The following is a 19,869-nucleotide window of genomic DNA, read 5'->3' as shown; positions in this document are numbered from 1 at the left end:
AGTATTAACCGCGGATAAAATTTTAAATTTAGAGGCGATTTTAAAATTTATACAGCGCGCAAATCTGCGCACTATGGCGCACTCTCACAGATAAATTTAAATCTCGGCTCGTTGTCGTTTTGAAATTTTGTAGCGCACTTGTAGCGTCTAAATTTCATTTCCTGCGCTGTGTCGTGCAAATACTTCGTTCGTGCCCTTAAAAGCTAGCGTTTATGACGACGGCGCAAATTTAGGTGCAGGCAGGCTTGGAATTCTACGTAAAATTTTGAAAGTATCCGCGCGCAATGGCGAGTAAAAAGCGCGCGAAAATTCGGCGTCTGGGCGCATAGCCGCTCATAGCCGCTACGGATTGGGCGAGCGAAGCGACAGAATTTAAACGCGGGGTGCGCGCGGGAAAAAGTCGAAGATAGGTGCGGAGAGATGCAAAAAAAGTGAGAAAAAAGCGTAAAGGCGCGCGGCGGTATAGAGTGGGGTAGTGCGACTGCCGCAAATCGGGCTCGTAAATTGCGGATCGAAAGCGGGCTGAAATCAAAAGCTCGGCGCGTAGATTTACGGATCGCGCGTCTAGGAAAGGACGGGACGCGCGCCGCGAATTTAGCGATTTGGCGCGCAGAACGCGAATTAAAAAGCGCCGTAAGCAAAGAGGCGCGCAGCGAAATTTTGCCGCAAAATTTACGCTTTTTAAAATTCTGCTTGCAGAGCTTGCCCGTGAAATTTTTAAAGCTCTTGGCAGTCTTTTTTGAAATTTATGAAGCAGATCGCCGCGCAAGCGCCGCCGAGTAAAATTTGAGATCAAAGCAAGCTGAAAGTAGAAATTTTAAGCGCGAGCAAATTTGGCTCGCAAATTGCGGATCGGGCGTATGCGATGGCAACGGCGCGGAGCGCAAATTTGGCGAGAAATCGATCTATAAATTTCGTGCGCAAGCCATCTTAAATTTAACGAGCAAATTTTAAAACCCGCCTCGCAGAATTCACGACTAAATTTTACGCTCTGTCTCGCAGCATTTGACGCGTAGATCGCGCAAATTTAATGTTCTGCCTGACGGCATTTGGCGCGCAAATTTTGCTCTGTGTTATGCGCGCAAATTTCACGCTCCGCCAGGTGGAATTTAACGCGCAAATTTCACCACGAAATTTCACGACGTTTCGGGCCTTGCAACTTACAGCTTCCTAAGCTTTGCGATCTCATCGCGCAGCGCTGCGGCCTTTTCAAACTCCAGCGCTGCCGCGGCATCGAGCATCTGTTTGCGAAGCTCCTTTACGATCTTGGCGCGCTCGGCGGCAGGCATCTTCTCTAAATTGGCACCCTTTCTTAAAATTTCGGTTCCATCCTCGATTTTTAGGCTCTCTTCGATATTGCGGCTCGCAGAATGCGGGGTTATGCCGTGGGTGCGGTTGTATTCATCTTGAAATTTACGGCGCTTTTGGGTGATGTCGATCGCCTCTTGCATCGAGGCGGTGATCTTTTTGCAAAACATCACGACCTGCCCGTTCACGTTTCGCGCGGCTCGCCCCATCGTCTGAATGAGGCTGGTGCGCGAGCGCAAAAAGCCCTCCTTATCGGCATCCATGATCGCGATAAGGCTTACTTCGGGCAGATCGAGCCCCTCGCGGAGCAAATTTATACCGATTAGCATATCGTATTCGCCGCTGCGCAGGCCGCGGATGAGCTCGTTGCGCTCGATCGCATCGATGTCCGAGTGCATATATTTGACCTTAAGCCCAAGCTCCAGATAGTATTTGCTCAGCTCCTCCGCCATCTTTTTGGTTAGCACGGTCACTAAAATCCGCTCGCCGCGCGCGATGACCTCCTTTGCCATATCGTGTAAAATTTCGACCTGGTTGTCGCTGTCTTTTAAGATAATCTGCGGATCGAGTAGTCCCGTCGGGCGCAGTATCTGCTCATATACGGCTCCGCGGCTAAGATCCAGCTCGTAATCATTGGGCGTTGCGGAGACGAATAGAAATTTAGCTTTTTTATTGATAAACTCATCAAACATCAGCGGGCGGTTATCGAGTGCTGACGGCAGGCGGAAGCCGTATTCTACGAGCGTTTCTTTACGGCTGCGATCTCCTGCAAACATCCCGCGAAACTGCGGCAGGCTCACGTGGCTTTCATCGACGATGACGAGGTAGTCCTTGCCCTTGCTCTCATAGTAATCAAAGAGTGAATAGGGCGTCTCGCCCGGCTTTTGACCGGTCAGATAGCGCGCGTAGTTTTCGATCCCCTTACACATCCCCGTAGCGCCCAGCATCTCAAGGTCAAATTCCACTCGCCCTTTCAGCCGCTGCGCCTCGACGAGCTTGCCCGCGTCCTCGAAAAATTTCAACCTCTGCTCAAGTTCCTCCTCGATCCCTTTGATAGTCGATTTCAGGCGCTGCTCGCCCACGATGAACTGGCTCGTCGGGTAGAGAATAAATTTTTTGACGCTCTGCGTCTTTTTGTTTTCCAGCACGTCCAGATGATACATCGCCTCTATCTCGTCGCCGAAAAACTCGATCCTAAAAGCCTCGTCGTTAAAATACGCGGGGTAGATGTCGATCACGTCGCCGTTTACGCGAAAATTCCCGCGATCAAAAAAATCGTCGTTGCGTTTGTAGCCCATATCGACGAGCTTACGAAGTAAAAATTTAGTGCTAAATTTTGATCCGATCTCAAAAAACAGCACCATGCCTTTGTATTCGGCGGGATCGCCCAGGCCGTAGTTTGCCGAAACTGACGCCACGGTGATGACATCGTCGAAGCTTAGCAAGCTCGCAGTGGCGCTTAGTCGCAATCGCTCGAGCTCAGCATTTACGTCGCTGTCCTTTTCGATGAAAAGATCCTGCCTGGGGATATAGGCCTCGGGCTGATAATAATCGTAGTAGCTGATGAAATACTCGACGTGATTTTGCGGGAAAAAGCCCTTAAATTCGCTATAAAGCTGCGCCGCGAGAGATTTATTATGTGTCATTACGAGCGCGGGAATTCCGAGGCGCTTGATGATATTTGCCATACTGAAAGTCTTACCCGAGCCGGTAACGCCGAGAAGAGTTTGGTATTTATTGCCGCTTTGAAAGCCCGCGACGATGCCTTCGATCGCTTTTTCTTGATCCTCGCTCGGGGAGAATTTACTCTCAATTTTAAAATTTTGCAAAATTTTTCCTTTTTTAAAGCCAAATTTGGGTAATATCTCTACTTAAAATTATATCAGAAAAAGGCGAAATAATGGAATCAATCTTTGACGAAGAGAAAAAGGTCGAGGGCTTAAGCAATAAAGTAGCTGAGCTGATTAGGCGATACACCGAGGCTAGAGACGAAAACGAAAAGCTACGCACCGAGCTAGCGACGATCAAGGCGCAAAATGAGGCCTTGGGGATGCAGCTCGGCACGCTAGAGAACGATCTGGCGTATCGCAAGATGAGCGACGAGGATCTGAGTAAGCAGATCGACGACGTTTTATCGGGCGATAATTTGGGCGAAAAATGAAAGAAATTTCCGTTCAGCTAACCAGCAAATCTTTGACGAAAAAATACGTGATAAATTTAGACGATGATTTCGCTGGTGTTTTCGGCAGAGAGTGGCGGATTTTAACTCGCGGCGGAGACCATCTGGACGCGGGCGAGCTACTGGAAGCCTATATCCGAAAGAGCTATGAAAATTTTATGCTGAACAAAAAAATAGATGCATTGGCAAAAGATATCGATGAAGGAGTAAAATAATGAAAATGAGAAAAGGTGCGGCAGTAGGCGGCGGCGTGAGCGGGATAATATTTTTGGCGATCATAATCTTAGTGATAGTAAAGATCGTGATGCCGAAGCTCACGGGCGCGAAAGATGAGGTTTTGGTTAAGGCGTATGCGGTTGAGCTTGAAGGAGCATTTAAGGATATTCAAAGAGACTACCTCAATCAAGGCGGATTTAGAGTGCTTAAAAGTATGACCGGCTCTAGGCAGTTTAGTGATGTTGATCTAGAAAAAACCGTCACTTTAAACCAATCCTTCGACTACGGAGTAGGACCGAAGCTAAAAAATGATATGATATTTTGTGCGACGATCACCTTGCGCCAAGACGGTGAGGGGTATTTTTTCGAGACGTCAAATATCAACCGCGCTAGAGAGCGCTGCGCCGCTTTTCATAAAGACCCTACCTACAAAGGGCTAAACGGCTTTAGGATAGGCAAATAGTTATTTAAAATTTAAAATCACACGGTTATCGTGGAGCGCGAAAATATCTGCGGAACGCGATAGCCACCGCCCCAGACTCATCGACTTTACTAAAAGCGTGCAGAATTTTATCTCTATACACATTGGCACCGGCTAAATTTAAGAATTTGCGTTTTAAAAATTTGACTTCGTGTGCGGCGGCGCAATCCATAATTAAATTTACGAAATTTGCGACCCGAAAGTGCGCGGAATTTCATCGGCGCGGGTTTTAAATTTTTCACATAATTTTATCGCCGATTCTCAACCGCTAATTTGATCCATCTGCGTAAATAATCTAGCTGCTGCGGCGTATGAAACCAATGCTCGCCGTTTTTCATAACGCTTAAGGTGCAGCCAAATTGTTGCGCAAAATTTTTGACGATCTTCAGAGGCGTCATATCGTCGTTTTCTGCGTATAGAATCCGGCTCGGCGTTTCCCATTGGGTGATCGGATTATTCAAAACAAAACTCCAATATTCCCAAAAAAGCGGTTGCCCGGCAGGGGTCAAAATCATCCGCTCTTGCTTCAATCGCTCCTCGCTAATGCCAGCCCTACGCATAATATTTGAAATAACGTATTTCATATCAAGTATCGGCGAGACGAAGAAGCAGTCGCTAAGCTTTTCGTCGCGGAAGCTTTGCAGGCCGAGCCATGCCCCTAGGCTAACGGCAAACAGCGCGACCTCGTCCCAGCACTTCTTTGCATACAATAAAATTTCGCGAAATTCCAAAATAGCGCGCCGCAGATCATAAAAAATAGACTCGCAAGAAGCGGGCTCGTGCCGCCTCTGTCCGTGCCCGGACAAATCAAAGCTAATTACCTGCCAGCCTTGCTCGCAAACGACGGAAGCCAAAAGCTCCGCATCATCTTTGCTTCCGCCTTGCCCGTGAGCGTAGATATAAACCTTTTTCGAGCGGCTCCCCCAAACGGCGGCGGGAACGCCATGGATCTCAATCGCGCTCTTTTGCATTTTTCGTTCCTTTAAATTTTTTGCGTCGATACCCGCATTTTGCGGCAATGTTACAAGCAAAACCATAAATATTGCTGAAAATTTAATAGCACGCCCTTCTAGACTGCCTGCGATTAGCGATAAATTTTAAAATTTTACGCGCGAGCTGTACCTGCCGCTTTGTTTTAAATTTAGCCGCACAAAATTTCAGGCGGCATAATTTTGATTCTTGCAGCGCAATTAAATTTTCACGCCGTAGAATTCTGCAAGCTGCGAAATTTAAAATTTAAGGCCACGCAAATTTTATCGCGACTCGCATAAAATTTTAATTTTACGTATGCTTTATTTGAGGGCTACGCTAGCCGCGAATAAATACCGCTTAAATTTTAAATTCCAAGCGGGCTCGCGCCTCAGAAGTTAAAATTTGCGCTAATTCATAAGCCGTGCTCAAGATACGGTTTTTAAAATTTCGGTGCTTGATAGCGCCCGCAATCGCGCTGTGTTTGCTGCGATCTCGCCCAAAAAAGCTTAAAAAATCAATCCCGCTGCACCGAGCTTGACCACCAAAGAGATAACTATCAAAACCCCAAGCCCAGCGAAAAAGCCCGCCAGCACGTCGTCGAGCATTACGCCGAGCCCGCCTGGTACGTCGCGATCCACGCGCCCGATGATCGAGGGCTTGCGGATGTCAAACGCCCTGAAAAACAGCAGCGCCAAAATCATCGCGACGATCGAGATCCTACTGCTCTCAAAGCCCGCGATCAGCTCCGGCAGCGGCAGCGAAAAGATCTCGCCCACGGGCGCGGCGACGCACATCGCGATCCACACCCCCACGACTTCGTCGATGACGATCTCGCTGTTATCGTGCGAGCAGGTCCGCTTCTCGTAATCGCCTACGATCTTAAGCGAGACGAAAAAGACGAGAGCGGCGCACAAAAACAGCGTCACCTCTCCTGCCAGCATCAAGATCGCCAGCCCCGCTATCCAGCCTGCGATGCTGCCCCAAGTGCCCGGCGCGGGCTTCAGTAACCCCGCGCCGAAAAATGTAACGAAAATTTTATCCATAATTGTCCTTTAAATTTTTGATTTCGTTTTTTAAAATTTTACCTGCTCGTTTGCGCTCGCTCGCGCATGAGGAATTTTAAATTTCATCCGCTCGCAGATTTCATCCGCTCGCAGAAATTTTAAAATTTTGCGAGCCGTAATTTACGGTCGCCGAGCCTTTAAAATTTTAAGTTCGTTTGCTGCGCGGGTTGCGCCGTAAATTTCGCACTAATCCGGCGCAGCGTCCACAAAAACGCTACGTCTTTAGCGCACTGGTTTGATACAGCTGCATCAGCTGCTCGTAAAACTCGCTCTCATCGTGGCTTTGCAAGATCCCGCCGTTTGGAAATAGCTCGTCGTAGAGCTTTTGCAGGTTTTCAAATCGCGCGGGAAAGAGCTCGCTTAAAATCATCGCCGAGATCTCCTTGCGCATAAAGATCGCCGGCGGCAGGATCCCCGCGTGCAGCAGGGTTTTTAAATTTTGCGTGCGGTAGTGCACGTGATGGTGCCCGCCGTGAGGGCAGTTTTTTACGCTCACCAAGACCTTGCATTTTTCGCAGTAAACGTATTCGGGCATGAGCAGGATCTCGATCTCGCCGCGCTTTTGAAGCTCATCCAGGATCGTGTGCATCCCGCCTCCGTCGAAAAACAGCTCGATATGCTTGTGTTTCTGCCCGAATACGACCTTGTTCGCGCCCAAATTTTTAGCGATGATGCACTCCAAAACGGGCTTGTCGTGGTCGCTGAAAATTTCAAGTTCGCTAAGATCGATCAGCATCACGCGCTGCGCGACGAAGAAGTTTTCAAGCAGATACTCAAGCGCCTTTTTTCGCAGCGCGGCGGGCAGCGCGTCGGGCTTTGCGGTGGCGGTAAGAAAGATCACCGTAAGATCGGCCTTGTCGATCATATGGCGCATCAATCGCTCGTGCACGCGGTGGATCGGATCGGCGCAGGTGAAAAATGCCGAAATTTTGGGGCTTTGCAGCTCGTTTTTGATCTTTCGGATCTGCAGAGCCTTGTCTTTTAGCTCGTCCTCCACGATCCTGATCTCGCCCTCCACCGCGTTAACGCCTGCGCGCGCGTTTTGAAAGATCGAGCCTTTGATCTCGTCCGCACTCGGAAGATAAACGTCCGTCACTTCGATCAGCGCGACGATCTTGCCGCCTGCGGCCTCCTCTTTTAGGCTCAGCGCGAGCGTCTCGCCTTTTTTGGCCTCCGCGCAGGAAAATACGAAATTTATCCCCGCCGCGCTTAGCTTTTTTGGGCGCAGCAGAGCGCGCGATCCGCCGAAGCCGCCGTTTGCGACGAGACTTAGCGCGCTTAGATCGGAGCGTGAAATTTCAATGATGCGATGAAATTTCGGTATGCGCTCGGATTTTGTCGCGCGCGAGGCTTTGGGCACATCGGTAGTTTTTGCAGTGCGCGAAGTTCCCGCCGCACGCGTGGTTTGGAATGTATCGGAGGCGTCGTTCGCGCAAGTAATTTCGGACGCGCTCGTAGCCTCGGATACGTGAGAAATTCCGCTCGCGCGAGAGTTTGTGCCTGCGCGAGAAATCTTGCTAGGACTAGAAATTTTACCCGAGCGCGCGCGTCTATTTTTTTCTTGCGATGCCATATTTTTTCCTTTTTTCCCAAAGCGATTTTCGCGAAATGCCCAAAGCTGCGGCCAGATCGGAGTCGAAATACTCCTGTTGATAGGTCGAGATGGCGAATTTGACGTATTCCTCTATGCTTAAAATTTTTTTATCGCTTCCGCTTTCGGCGAGTGAAATTTCATCCGCAAAGCCCTTTATATGCACGCCCTCAGAGCTTGCGATTAGCTTTGATTTCTCGGCTTTTTTTAAAATTTCATCCCTCTGCGCGCCGTTTAGGGCGCCAAAATCCTTCACGTAAAAGATCGCCATGCTTTTGGGTTGCTCGTGCAGAAGAGCCGTGCTCTGCGCGTTTAAAATTTTAATGGGGGATTTTAAAAAATTTGCGATCTTAAATATCGCCGCCGCCCGCGTCGCCGCGTCGCCGTCTCTTATCAGCAACGGGAATTTTATGCGCGCTATCCGCTCTGGCGCTATCTTGCACGACGCGGCAGCCTCGCTCAAAAGCGCGCTCAGAGCGTCGTTGGTATCTTTTAGCGAGCGAAACTGCGCGTAGTGCTCGATCTTTTTGATGAGCTCCTCTATCATAAAGGGCTTTTGGATATAATCCGTAGCGCCCGCTTTTACGGGGTTTAGCACCGTTTCGCTATCGACGTAGGCGACCATCAAAATTATGATCGAGCGCCTAAATTTCTCGATCAGCGGATAAAAGCTCGCGCCACTCCAGCTCGTAGAGAGTAGCACCGCCTCAAACTCCTCCGTAAGGCCCGCCGCGGCCGCCAAGCTCGCCGCGTTAGTGCATTCATGCCCCAGCGCGCCGAGCTTGTTTGCGATACTTTGGGCAAGATAGCTTTCGCTCTCGATTATTAAAATTTTCATACGTCCTGCACCTTTGCTGCGTGCTTTTGCCAGTTGTAAAATTTCAAATTTACCGCAGCCTGCGCGGCGATACCCTCGCTTCTGCCCGTAAATCCCAGCCCTTCGGTCGTGGTCGCTTTGACATTGACGCGCGCGCAGTTTAAAATTTCGCTTAAAACCTCTTGTATCTGCGCTTTGTAGGCTCCGATCTTCGGGCGTTGTGCGATGATCGTAATATCGGCATTTACGAGCTCGTAGCCGTAGCCCCTGACGCGCCGCATTACCTTTCGTAACAACTCCTTGCTATCCGCGCCTTTAAATTGAGCGTCGCCGTCTGGGAAGAGCTCGCCGATGTCGCCCAGCATCGCTGCGCCGCAAATAGCGTCGATTAGGGCGTGGATCGCTACGTCACCGTCGCTGTGCGCGATCAGCGCGAACTCGCACGGAATTTGCACGCCGCCGAGCACGATGCTCGCGCCTTTTTCAAGCGCGTGTACGTCATAACCCGTACCGCAAAAAATATCGCGCGAGCAGGGTTTTAAATTTAGCGCCGCCAGATCGCTTACGCGCGTGATCTTAAGCGCGCCCGCTTCGCCTTTTATAAATTCCAACCGCCCGCCCGCGCTGCCGATCGCCGCGCTATCGTCGGTAAAAATTTCGCTTCCTTCAAGCGCCTTTTTAAGTAGCGCCGTGCGCGAAAGCTGCGGCGTTTGGATGAGGCGCAGCTCCTCTCGCTCCAAAATGCGCTCGCCGAGATAGGTCGTATCATTTACGCCAAGATAGGGGCTGATACAGTCCGCGCCGCCTAAATTTCGTATCAGCGAGGAGATCAGCCCTGGCGAAATTTGCGCGCGGGCTACGTCGCTTACGAGCACGAGTTCGCTCTCTACGAGCTTTAGCGCGTTTTTTAGCGAGCTTTGACGGTTTGCGCCGCCCGGGGCGAAGTGAAATTTTGAATTTGCAGAGCCGCATTCATCTGCGCCGCATTCGACCTGAGCTTTAAAATTTTCCGTGCTCTGCGGCTTGCTTGCGTCGTTTAGATCGTCTGCACCGCATCCGATCTCGTCCTGCTCGCTTTGAAATTTATACTCGCTCGTGTCGCACTCCGTACTCTCGCCGCGCGACGAGGCTAGGCTGCACGCATAGAGGCGCTCGCAATAACTCACGTCCTCCTCGTTTACGGCGATTATGATTTTTTTAAATGGGTGCGCCCGCGCGATATTTTGCGCGACGTATTGCCAAAGCGGCAGCTCGCCCACGCGCAGCCACTGCTTTTTGACGGGGAGACCAAACCTGCTCGAATCGCCCGCGGCGAGCAAAATCAGCGATATATCTTTCAAATTTTATCCTTGAAATTTTGTTACGAAATTATACGTATTAAAAATGAAAGCAAAATTAATCTCGGCTTGCGAGCTAAAATATCTTGAGTTTAGGCGCAAATTTACGCGGCGCGGCGGCGAAATTTCAGCTTACGTTACGAAAATAAACGGCAAAAGAAAAGTAAGGATTAATGAAATTTGTTATATTATACGCGCATTTTTAAGAAGCGAGGCGAAAATGACCGAAAGCTGCGTAACGCAGATCTATTTTGCAAAAAGAGGCGAAGTGACGCCGCAGATGAGAGAGGTCGCGCAAAGCGAGCGCATGGACGTGCGGGCCTTATGCGATCTCATCGCGCAAGGAAGAGCGATCATCCCCGCAAACGTTAATCACAAAAGCCTAAAGCCCATCGGCATCGGGCGCGCGCTGCGGTGCAAGATCAACGCCAACATTGGCTCCTCGGGCACGACGAGCGATATCGAGGGCGAGCTGGAAAAGCTCGAAGCCTGCTTAAAGTACGGCGCCGATACGGTGATGGATCTAAGCACGGGCGGCGATCTGGACGAGATCCGCGCCGCGATAATCGAGCGCTCGCCCGTACCTATAGGCACGGTGCCGATCTATCAGATGATCCATGAGCTGGGCGATATTAAAAATTTAAAAACGAGCGCTATTCTTAGTACGATCGAGAAGCAGGCGCGGCAGGGAGTGGATTATTTCACGATCCATGCGGGCTTTAAGCTCGAGTTTATGCCGCTGCTGTCTCGTCGCAAGATGGGTATCGTAAGCAGAGGAGGCTCGCTGATAGCGTCGTGGATGATGAAATTTCACAAGCAAAACCCCTTCTACGAAGCGTTTGATGAAATTTGCGATATCTGCGCCGCCTACGACGTATCGCTATCTCTAGGCGACGGCTTGCGCCCGGGCTGCTTATACGACGCGACCGATAGGGCGCAGCTTAGCGAGCTTGAAATTTTAGGCGAGCTGGCCCTGCGCGCGAATGAAAAAAACGTGCAGGTAATGATCGAGGGGCCGGGGCACATCCCGTTTAACGAGATCGAGCTAAATATGCAGCTAGAGCGCAAGCTCTGCCGCGACGCGCCGTTTTACGTACTGGGACCGCTTCCGACCGACATCGGCGCGGGCTACGATCATATCAGCTCGGCTATCGGCGGGACGATGGCTGCGTATTGCGGCGCAAGCATGCTCTGCTACGTAACGCCCAAGGAGCATTTGGGGCTTCCCAATGCAAGCGATGTCAGAGAGGGCATCATCGCGCACAAAATCGCCGCTCATGCCGCAGACGTCGCGCTAGGCAAAGCGGGCGCAATAGAGCGCGATCACGCGATGAGCGATGCGCGGTATGGTTTTGATTGGAACAGGCAGTTTGAGCTTAGCTTTGATCCCGCGCATGCGCGCGAGCTGCACGACGAGAGCCTGGGCGATGAAATTTACAAGGGCGCGGAGTTTTGCTCGATGTGCGGGCCGAAATTTTGCGCATATAAAATCAGTAGAAATTTAACCGAAAATAAGGAGAAAGAATGAGTAAAGACGAAGTCTTAAATTTGCTTAAAAGCGTGATCTATCCGGGCTTTTCTAAAAGCATCGTGGATTTTGGATTTGTAAAAGAGGTCGAGATCGGCGATAGAATTTTCGTAGGGATCGAAATCCCGAGCGCCAAGCCTGAGATCGCCGCAGAGCTCAGATCGGCGGCGCAAAAGGCGCTAGGGGCGGATGCCGAAATTTTAATCAAACAGCCTAAGATCGCCGAGGAAAAGAGCAACTCTCGCAGCGGCAAAAATATCGCGCCGCAGATCAAGCATTTCGTGATGATCAGCAGCGGCAAGGGCGGCGTAGGCAAGAGCACAACGACGCTAAATTTAGCCATCAGCACGGCAAAGCTCGGAAAGAGGGTGGGGATTTTGGATGCCGATATTTACGGGCCGAATTTGCCGCGAATGATGGGCGAAGATAAAACGCAAGCAAGCGTCGTGGGGCAGAAGCTAAAGCCGATCTTAAGCCACGGCGTGGAGATGATGAGTATGGGCGTGCTGATGGAGGAGGGCGCGAGCCTCATCTGGCGCGGCTCTATGATAATGAAAGCGATCGAGCAGCTGCTAAAAGACGTGGCGTGGAGCGATCTGGACGTGTTGTTTTTGGATATGCCTCCGGGTACGGGCGACGCGCAGCTTACGCTCGCTCAGAGCGTGCCGGTAACGGCGGGCGTGTGCGTTACGACGCCACAGACAGTCGCGCTGGACGACAGCGCTCGCGGGCTTGATATGTTCGAAAAGCTCCACATCCCGATCGCAGGCCTTATCGAGAATATGAGCGGCTTCATCTGCCCCGATAACGGCAAGGAGTACGACATCTTCGGCCGCGGCGGCGCGCAAAAGCTAGCGCAGCGATACAATACCGAAGTAATCGGCGAGATCCCGATCGAGATCGCTATCCGCGAGGGCGGCGACAGCGGCAAGCCGGTAAGCTTCTATGCGCCAGGTTCTTTGAGCGCGAAGCGCTACGAAGATGCCGCGCGCAAGCTGTGGGAAAAGATCGAGAAGATTGACCGCGAGGAGCTGGCGGATAACTCCGCGATCCAGCCGGTGATGGACGGCAAGAGCGCCTGCTCGAATTAGGGCATTGACGGGCGCGGCGTCAAATTTCGCGCGGAATTTCGCAATTAGAATTCCGCGTGAAAATTACGTCATAGAATTTTGCCAGTAAATTTAGCGGACAAAATTTCACGCGGGTTGCGCAGCTTGGAATTTTGCGCTAAGCTTCACAGCCTAAAATTTCGGGCTAAATTTTAGAGTTCGGAATTCCGCGTTAAAATTCCGCCGCGAAATTTCGCTGCGATTTTGCGGCGAAATTTTTTGACGTTTGCAAAAATTTCAGATGCTCCGTTCGCAGCGTGAAATTTAGCGGACGATCGGTCGGGGTCAAAATTTATGAATTGCGCGAAATTTTAAAATTTCGGCTTCTTAAGCCGTTTAAATTTAAACGCGCAGAGTAAATTTCGCTCTAAATTTAAAACCGCCCGCAGCAAAGTCAAAATTTAAATTTAAGGCGTCGCTGCAAAAGCTCGCTTTAAATTTAAGTTTTAATGTCTGAAGCCGAAGTATTTTTAAATTTAAAAACACTTCAAACGGCGCCGTAAGCAAGCGTTTTGAGCGGAGGCGTCGCTTCTAAATTTAAAATCGTAACGAAAGGCGAATTATGAAATTTTTACTCGTTTTTATGCTGGTTTTTACGGCTGCATTTTGCGAAGAGAAGCCCGCAAACGGAACCGCCATGCAAAAATGGGCGAAGGAGATCACGGCGGGCGCGCAGATCCCTACGGATAAATTTTTAGCGTTTTATCTCAACAAGGATGAGCCGAAGAAGGTGATTTTTTCGCAAAATGTGGATAGAATCAGCGTAAATTACGAAGGAGAGGGCTTTCGCGATATACCGTCGCAAAATTTAATGGCGTATTGGGTCGGCGAGTTCAACTTCGATGCGGACGTCGAAAAGATGGTGCTAGGAGACTACGGCTGGTCGACGCTCGTCATCGCCGTGGACGGCACGGACGTGCTTGGCGGGATGTCGAGCAATAAAAAGCGCCCGCTTACCTATAAATTTAGCAAGGGTAAGCACAAGATCGAGGCGTGGTTTCTCAACGATGCGCATTCCAGCGGGCTTTTCGTGGATTTTAAGGATGTGGTGCCGTTTTATCGTCAAAAGGACGCCGTGGCCAAAATAGCGACGGATCGCGATTACGACGTTTGGCTTGGCGCGGTTTACGAAAGCGCGCAGATGGACAATAAGGTCAAGGTGGTTTTAGAAAAGTCGCAAAAGCCCCTCGTGTTACTGCTTAGCTCATATCGCGCCGTGGAATGGGAGATCTCGAATCCACAAAACAACGAAATTCTGGCTACTTTGGTTTTTAACCCGATAAGTAGAGCCGAGGGCGGTAAAAACGTGCTTTACGTCGAGGATTACAGATACTCCGAGGCGGTGGACGGGCTGAAATGCCAGTGCATCTCCGGTAAAGTTTTTCACTGCGAAGGCAGCGAAATTTACGATATGAACGAGCGAGTTTTGGGCGTGTTCGGAAAGGGCCTGAGCGGCTTTGCGGGCAAACACGGCGCAAATTCTTTAAACCTGCCGTCTATCGCGATAACGCCGAAGGAGATCGAAGCGAGCAAAAGCCGCCTCGCCGCCGTCGAAGCCGATCGCAAGAAATGCGAAAGCACGCCGATGGATGATGTGTTTAGGTGAGAGGATTTACGAAATTTTATTTTAAGTAATTTGAGTTTTTAAATTAGTTATTGGCTTAAATTTAAATTGCGGTTTTAATATTAAAAACATTATTAAGCCTCACGATCAAGATTGACAAAGAGGCTTAATTTAAGATAATTTTTTTAGGGCCGCTTTTCGTCCTGAAGTGTTTCTAGGTAGTCGTTTACTTCTTTTTTAAATTCTAATGGCTTCGCGATTGCGGGGATCGGTGCGTAATTTCCGGCGCCATTTATAAATATATAACCAAAGTCAAAAATTCTACCAAATATTCCTTGATCAAAATTTACGCTTTCTACTTTTTCTAGCCTAACTTCGATACTCTCTCGTTTGATAAAGCCAAATTTTGCAACAATTCGCTTATTGGTTAATGCTAGCTCTGTTGTCAAAACCAACAAAATCGACGGCACTATGAAATAAAGCCCTAGTATTATTGCAGCTATAGCAAATATTCCTTGATTGTTAAATAGCCACACCAATCCTAGGCATAGAAAAAATGTACCTATTAATACTTGAGGAATCGCATACCACCAACTAACCTTCGCTCTTTTGACGATTTCTTCGCCTTTTGAGAGATTGCTATCTATATAGCCCATCTTAAACTCCTTTAAAAATTTACATAATTTTATCCACCGCGCTCTTAAATATTAATTAAATAAAAGGAATATATCCTCCTAAAAAAATAATAATAAGTAATTATTACTTAGTTGATAAAACAGCGAAATTTCTCGACAATTCTCATAAAAAGGCCTGAAAATGAGAAAAAATCTATCACAGAGAGATATCGCGGGAATTCTAAAAGTTGATACGAAAACACTGTATAACTGGCGTAAGAATAAACCCGAGCTTTATCGTATAGTAATGCTCGGATTTAAATTTGATGAGTTGCTAAAACAGGCGCAGGAGAATTTAAATGAGCTTCAAAATCTTGCAGAAGAAAATGCCAATTTGCGCCTGAAGTGACTCCGCATCTCATTTACACTACCTGTTTAAGTCTATGTTAAACTCCTTTTTAAATTGATTTTAGCTATACTCCGAAAATTTTAAAAGGTAGGATATGCAAGAGATCAAAAATTTTAATATGATAAATTTCAAATAAAATCAGGAGATGAAAATGAAAAAATTTATACCCGCCCTGTTCGGCGTATTTATCTGCAGCGCGGCGTTTGCGGAAGATGCCGATGCCGAGCGCTGCAAGGCTTTGGCGGACGCCGTAAATGGGCACAGTCACCCCGCGACTAAAAATATAGAGTTGAGCGCGGCTACGTGCGAAGGCGATAAATTTATAGTTTCCATGACCCTAAAAAACGTAATTTGGGATAAAGTAGATCCCAAGATCAAGCAAAATTTTGAGAGAGTTTTGCGTGCCGATAGGCAAAAGGACGTTTGCGCTACGATGAAAGCGGGCGGTCTAAAGCGCATAGGCGTGCGACAATTTCTGCAAAGCGGCGAAAAAATCGCCGATCTGACCTATACGCGCAGCGATTGCGGCTTAGAGTAAAATTTCAAAGGAGAGATAATGGAAGTGCCTCAAGCGGCGTATAGCAGAGATAAAATCATCATTCGCACCGGTGCGATCGGTATCGTTTCAAATGTAATTTTAGCGGCATTTAAGGGCGTCGTAGGGCTGATCTCAGGCTCGATTGCGATCGTGCTTGATGCCGTAAATAACCTAAGCGACGCGCTTTCGTCCGTCATTACGATCGTGGGCGTGCATCTTGCTAGCAAGCAGCCCGATCGCGCACACCCATTCGGGCACGGCAGGATCGAGTATCTAAGCGCGATCGTAATCGCCGTCATCATCCTCTACACCGGCGGCGTCTCGCTAGTAGAATCGATCAAAAAGATCATCCATCCGCAAGCGGCGAATTATAATGCAATTTCGCTCGCCATCATCGCCGTGGCGGTCGCGGCGAAATTTAGCTTAGGACTCTATACGCAAAAGACGGGCGAGCGCGTAAATTCTGACTCGCTCATCGCTAGCGGCGTGGACGCCAAATACGATGCGCTCGTATCGCTAGCCACCCTCGGCGCGGCTTTAGTTTCGCTTATTTTCGGACTGAGCTTGGAGGCGTATCTGGGCGCGATAATTTCGGCTCTTTTAATCAAAACGGCGTATGAAATTCTACGCGACACGATCAGCAAGCTTTTGGGCTCGCGTCCGAGCCTGGAGCTTACGAATGAAATTTACGACGTCGTGCGGGGCTTTGAGGGCGTCATCGGCGCGTATGATCTGATGTTTCATGACTACGGGCCCGACAAGATGGTCGGCAGCATCCACATCGAGGTCGCAAGCGATACGACAGCGGCGCAGATCGACGCTCTTACGCGCCGCATCCAAAACGCCGTTTTTGCGAAATTTAATATCATCCTAGACGCCGTAGGAATTTACGCGTTTAATAGGAATGATCCGCGCGCCGCCGAGATCTATGAGCATATCAAGCAGATGGCGCTTTCGCACGAGTTCGTCTCGCAGATACATGGATTTTATCTCGACGAGAGCAAGCGCGCGATCAGCTTTGACGTCATCGTCGATTTCGCAGCGCCCGATATGGAGGCGACGTTTCGCGCGGTCTGCAAGCAGGTGCGCGCCGCGTATCCGAACTACACGCTCATCATCACTCGCGATAGCGATTACAGCGGCTAAAATTTAAATTGCTCTAGCGGTTTAAATTTAATCGTGCCCGCCCGCGCCCCCTTCGGCGAAATTTTAGAATTTTAAGCTACAATAGGAGAAATTTATCGCGGCTCCGCGCGGCGCAAAATGCCGCAATAAACCGCGACGTGAAATTTGCGCGCAAAACCCGGCAGAAGCCCGCGTGCAAGGCAATGCAAAGAGAAATTTAAAAGGAAAAATATGGTTGAAATCAAAGATCTTACGATGCGCTTCGGCAAACAGCTGCTTTTTGAAAACGTAAATTTGAGCCTCGATAAGGGCAGACGCTACGGTCTCATCGGCGCAAACGGCGCGGGCAAATCGACGCTGCTTAAAATTTTAAGCGGGCAGATCGAATCTAGCAGCGGCGAAATTTTGATCGAAAGCGGGCTTAAAATCGGCGTTTTGGGGCAGGATCAGTTCGCATTCGAAAGCTTCAGCGTCAAAGACGCCGTACTCTACGGCAACAAGCGCCTTTATGACGCCGTGCGCGAAAAGACGCAGCTTTACGAAGCGGGCGAGTTTAACGATGAGATAAACGAGCGCCTCGGCGAGCTTGAGATGATCTGCGCCGAGGAGGATCCTGCTTACGAGTACGAAACGCGGATCGAGAAAATTTTAAGTTCGCTGGGGCTGAACGACTTCGATAAAAAGATGAGCGAGATCGAGACGAGCGATAAATTTAAGGTCCTGCTCGCGCAGGTGCTCTTCCCGCGCCCCGACGTGCTGTTTTTGGACGAGCCTACGAACAACCTCGATATCGACGCCATTTCGTGGCTCGAGTTTGAGCTAAATCGCCACACGGGCACGCTCGTAGTCATCAGCCACGACCGCCACTTTTTAAACCGCGTCTGCACGGACATCCTCGACGTTGATTTTAGGCGGGTGCGCGAATTTAGCGGCAATTACGACGACTGGTTTATCGCGTCCAATCTCATTGCCAAACAGGCGCAGTTCGAGCGCGAGAAAAAGCTCAAAGAGAAGGCTGAGCTTGAAAAATTTATCGCTCGCTTCAGCGCCAACGCAAGCAAAGCAAAGCAGGCCACGAGCCGTCAAAAACAGCTCGACAAGCTCGATCTTAGCGAGCTTGCGACCTCTTCGCGTAGGGAGCCTAGCATTTTATTCAAGCCTGCGCGCGAGATCGGCAATGAAATTTTAGAGCTAAGCGGCGTGGATATGAGCTTCGGCGAGGTTCAAATTTTGAAAAATTTTAATCTCAAGCTCGCTCACGGCGATAAGATCGCGATCATCGGGCGAAACGGCGTGGGCAAAAGCACGCTTTGCAAGATCATCATGGGCGAGCTCGCGCCTCTTAGCGGCAAGGTGCACATGGGCGCCACGATCGAGCCCGGGTACTTCGCGCAGGATACGAATAATAAAATTTCAGGCGAGCTCAAGCTCTACGAATATCTGCAAAGCCCGCAAAATAGGGATCTGGATGAAATTCGCAAATGTCTTGGACGTATGCTTTTTAGCGGCGCCGAGCAGGAGAAAAGCGTGGGCAGCCTAAGCGGCGGCGAGAAACACCGCGTGATGCTAAGCAAGCTAATGCTGCAACGCCCGAACCTGCTGGTGCTTGATGAGCCCAACAACCACCTCGATCTTGAGGCGATCATCGCGCTTGGCGAAGCGCTGTATAACTTCGCGGGCTGTGCGATCTGCGTGAGCCACGACCGCGAGCTCATCGACGCGTTTGCAAATAGAATTTTACACCTCAAAGGAGACGGCGAAATCGTCGATTTTAGGGGCACTTACGAGGAGTACCGCGAGAGCTTGGGAGCGAGCGATGATTGAGATCTGCGTAAACGGCGAGCCTCTGCAGCTGGCGCAGGATATGAGCGTGAGCGAGTTTTTGCGCCGATGCGGACACGATCTGCGCCTAGTAGCGCTCGAGCGCGACGGCGAAATTTTAAAAAAAGAGGCGTGGGAGCGCACGCAGATCTCAAGCGGCAAAAAATATGAGATCGTCGAGTTCGTAGGCGGCGGTTGAGGTCGGAGCTTTGAATTGCGTTAAAAATTACGACGACCGAGTTTTAAATCCGCGTTGAAGCTGCTAAATTTAAGCGATACGGCGACACAGCGGCTGGGGCTTAAAATTTGCGCGCCCGTCGTTAAAATTTTAAGCGCGTAGCGTCGCAGCTGCATAAATAGACGCAGCGGAGAGATAGCGGCGTTTGGGTTTTCAAATTTATTAGAAGGACAGGGCGGTTTGGCGCCTGCGGCGAGCTTTAAATTTTGAAAGCGAGCTAGGCCGCGGCAGCCGAACGCAGGAGTTTTAAAATTCGCTCCGCGGCGATAGAGTTTAAATTTTTATTGCGGTAATGGAACGCTAATTTGCGTCGCCGGTCGCGGCGACTGGGTGTGGAGCTGTAAACTGTGCCGCCGCCGCGAGCTTGAGTGCACGGCTTTAAATTTACGCCGAAGTTGTGGGGTTTGGGCGCGAGGTTTTTAAAATTTACCCCGAGATTTCTGCCGTTGTGCACGCTAAGACGTATGCTGCGGTGTGCCGTTTTTTCGTCGGTTGGGTTTAAAATTTTAAATTTAGCCGTAGCGCGGATTTATTCGGGCGTTTAGCGGCTTTTAAATTCGGCGGATCGCTCTAGCGCTTCGCGACTTAAAATTTAACCGACAAGCGCGGTTAATCCGCTAAATTTAGCGGATTTGATTGTGTTGCGCGTGCCGTACGAAGCCCATGCGACGCGACGTATTGGCTGGATGCAATGCGCGCAGGAGCTGAAACGTTACGCGCTAAAAGCACGATGAAATTTACAGATCAAAAAAATCGCGTGCGATGCGCTCGGTACGCCTAGTTTGCGTCGCAGCTCGTGCGAGCTTTGCGCGGTGCGTAGTAGCCGCGCAGATTTCTGCCGCAACCGCGCCGCAATACCGCAATCAGTGCGCGCTATGTTCGCGCAGATGCAAGGCGCCGCGCGTTTAAATTTGCGCGATAAATTTAAACGGCAAAAAGATAAAATTTAGGATCAAAA

General features: G+C 49.8%; 18 protein-coding genes. 11 read left to right on the top strand and 7 right to left on the bottom strand.

Annotated elements, in window-relative coordinates; translation table 11 throughout:
- Positions 1–1,160 precede the first annotated feature (1,160 nt).
- Positions 1,161–3,137, bottom strand: coding sequence for an excinuclease ABC subunit UvrB (gene uvrB, locus Q0438_RS01955; RefSeq protein ID WP_299186732.1), 1,977 nt, complete (start codon positions 3,135–3,137; stop codon positions 1,161–1,163).
- 71 nt (positions 3,138–3,208) lie between these two features.
- Here uvrB and Q0438_RS01950 point away from each other — a divergent pair, with 71 nt between their 5' ends.
- Genes Q0438_RS01950 through Q0438_RS01940 form a run of 3 tightly spaced genes read left to right on the top strand, consistent with a single transcriptional unit; the run spans position 3,209 to position 4,166 of the window.
- Positions 3,209–3,469: a hypothetical protein gene (locus Q0438_RS01950; RefSeq protein WP_299186730.1), complete on the top strand. Its 261-nt coding sequence runs from the start codon at positions 3,209–3,211 to the stop codon at positions 3,467–3,469.
- Positions 3,466–3,702 carry a hypothetical protein gene (locus tag Q0438_RS01945; protein WP_299186727.1) on the top strand — a complete coding sequence of 79 codons (237 nt, stop codon included), beginning with the start codon at positions 3,466–3,468 and terminating at the stop codon, positions 3,700–3,702. The genes Q0438_RS01950 and Q0438_RS01945 overlap by 4 nt, the downstream gene beginning before the upstream one ends.
- Entirely contained in the window at positions 3,702–4,166 is a 465-nt protein-coding gene (locus Q0438_RS01940) for a hypothetical protein (protein WP_299186724.1), read from the top strand. Before Q0438_RS01945 ends, Q0438_RS01940 begins: the two co-directional genes overlap by 1 nt.
- A 266-nt stretch (positions 4,167–4,432) precedes the next feature.
- Here Q0438_RS01940 and Q0438_RS01935 read toward each other — a convergent pair whose 3' ends face one another.
- The 5 genes from Q0438_RS01935 to ispF form a co-directional block, all read right to left on the bottom strand.
- Entirely contained in the window at positions 4,433–5,155 is a 723-nt protein-coding gene (locus tag Q0438_RS01935; protein ID WP_299186722.1) for a hypothetical protein, read from the bottom strand.
- 507 nt (positions 5,156–5,662) lie between these two features.
- The gene (locus Q0438_RS01930) at positions 5,663–6,199 is read right to left on the bottom strand and encodes a phosphatidylglycerophosphatase A (protein WP_299186720.1); all 537 of its coding nucleotides are present in this window, start codon (positions 6,197–6,199) and stop codon (positions 5,663–5,665) included.
- Between the two features lie 235 nt (positions 6,200–6,434).
- Positions 6,435–7,793 (bottom strand): sulfate adenylyltransferase, encoded by a 1,359-nt coding sequence (locus Q0438_RS01925; protein ID WP_299186717.1) that lies wholly within the window; start codon positions 7,791–7,793, stop codon positions 6,435–6,437.
- Entirely contained in the window at positions 7,771–8,649 is an 879-nt protein-coding gene (locus tag Q0438_RS01920; protein WP_299186715.1) for a response regulator, read from the bottom strand. Before Q0438_RS01920 ends, Q0438_RS01925 begins: the two co-directional genes overlap by 23 nt.
- A complete protein-coding gene (gene ispF, locus Q0438_RS01915; protein WP_299186712.1) occupies positions 8,646–9,968 on the bottom strand; it encodes a 2-C-methyl-D-erythritol 2,4-cyclodiphosphate synthase in 1,323 nt (440 codons plus the stop codon). Before ispF ends, Q0438_RS01920 begins: the two co-directional genes overlap by 4 nt.
- 217 nt (positions 9,969–10,185) lie before the next feature.
- Between ispF and thiC the strand changes: the two genes are divergently transcribed.
- The 3 genes from thiC (at position 10,186) to Q0438_RS01900 (ending at position 14,208) form a co-directional block, all read left to right on the top strand.
- Positions 10,186–11,493, top strand: coding sequence for a phosphomethylpyrimidine synthase ThiC (thiC, locus tag Q0438_RS01910; protein ID WP_299186735.1), 1,308 nt, complete (start codon positions 10,186–10,188; stop codon positions 11,491–11,493).
- The gene (locus tag Q0438_RS01905) at positions 11,490–12,584 is read left to right on the top strand and encodes an Mrp/NBP35 family ATP-binding protein (protein ID WP_299186709.1); all 1,095 of its coding nucleotides are present in this window, start codon (positions 11,490–11,492) and stop codon (positions 12,582–12,584) included. The genes thiC and Q0438_RS01905 overlap by 4 nt, the downstream gene beginning before the upstream one ends.
- Positions 12,585–13,164: 580 nt before the next feature.
- Positions 13,165–14,208 carry a hypothetical protein gene (locus Q0438_RS01900; RefSeq protein ID WP_299186706.1) on the top strand — a complete coding sequence of 348 codons (1,044 nt, stop codon included), beginning with the start codon at positions 13,165–13,167 and terminating at the stop codon, positions 14,206–14,208.
- A gap of 143 nt (positions 14,209–14,351) precedes the next feature.
- Here Q0438_RS01900 and Q0438_RS01895 read toward each other — a convergent pair whose 3' ends face one another.
- Positions 14,352–14,822: a PH domain-containing protein gene (locus Q0438_RS01895; RefSeq protein ID WP_299186703.1), complete on the bottom strand. Its 471-nt coding sequence runs from the start codon at positions 14,820–14,822 to the stop codon at positions 14,352–14,354.
- Positions 14,823–14,982: 160 nt separating this feature from the next.
- On the opposite strand from Q0438_RS01895, the gene Q0438_RS01890 reads away from it, so the two are divergent.
- From Q0438_RS01890 to thiS, 5 genes are all read left to right on the top strand, one after another.
- The gene (locus Q0438_RS01890) at positions 14,983–15,189 is read left to right on the top strand and encodes a transcriptional regulator (protein WP_299186701.1); all 207 of its coding nucleotides are present in this window, start codon (positions 14,983–14,985) and stop codon (positions 15,187–15,189) included.
- A gap of 151 nt (positions 15,190–15,340) precedes the next feature.
- Positions 15,341–15,727 (top strand): hypothetical protein, encoded by a 387-nt coding sequence (locus Q0438_RS01885; RefSeq protein ID WP_299186698.1) that lies wholly within the window; start codon positions 15,341–15,343, stop codon positions 15,725–15,727.
- Between the two features lie 18 nt (positions 15,728–15,745).
- The gene (locus Q0438_RS01880) at positions 15,746–16,873 is read left to right on the top strand and encodes a cation diffusion facilitator family transporter (protein WP_299186696.1); all 1,128 of its coding nucleotides are present in this window, start codon (positions 15,746–15,748) and stop codon (positions 16,871–16,873) included.
- A gap of 210 nt (positions 16,874–17,083) precedes the next feature.
- Positions 17,084–18,676 (top strand): ABC-F family ATP-binding cassette domain-containing protein, encoded by a 1,593-nt coding sequence (locus Q0438_RS01875; RefSeq protein WP_299186693.1) that lies wholly within the window; start codon positions 17,084–17,086, stop codon positions 18,674–18,676.
- A complete protein-coding gene (thiS, locus tag Q0438_RS01870; protein WP_299186690.1) occupies positions 18,669–18,872 on the top strand; it encodes a sulfur carrier protein ThiS in 204 nt (67 codons plus the stop codon). Before Q0438_RS01875 ends, thiS begins: the two co-directional genes overlap by 8 nt.
- The last annotated feature ends 997 nt before the right edge of the window (positions 18,873–19,869 follow it).

Origin of the sequence: uncultured Campylobacter sp. (genome assembly GCF_938030785.1) — a bacterium.
Taxonomy (GTDB): Bacteria; Campylobacterota; Campylobacteria; order Campylobacterales; family Campylobacteraceae; genus Campylobacter_B.
Note: the sequence above shows the minus strand (reverse complement) of the source record. Positions and strands in the feature narration are given on the sequence as shown.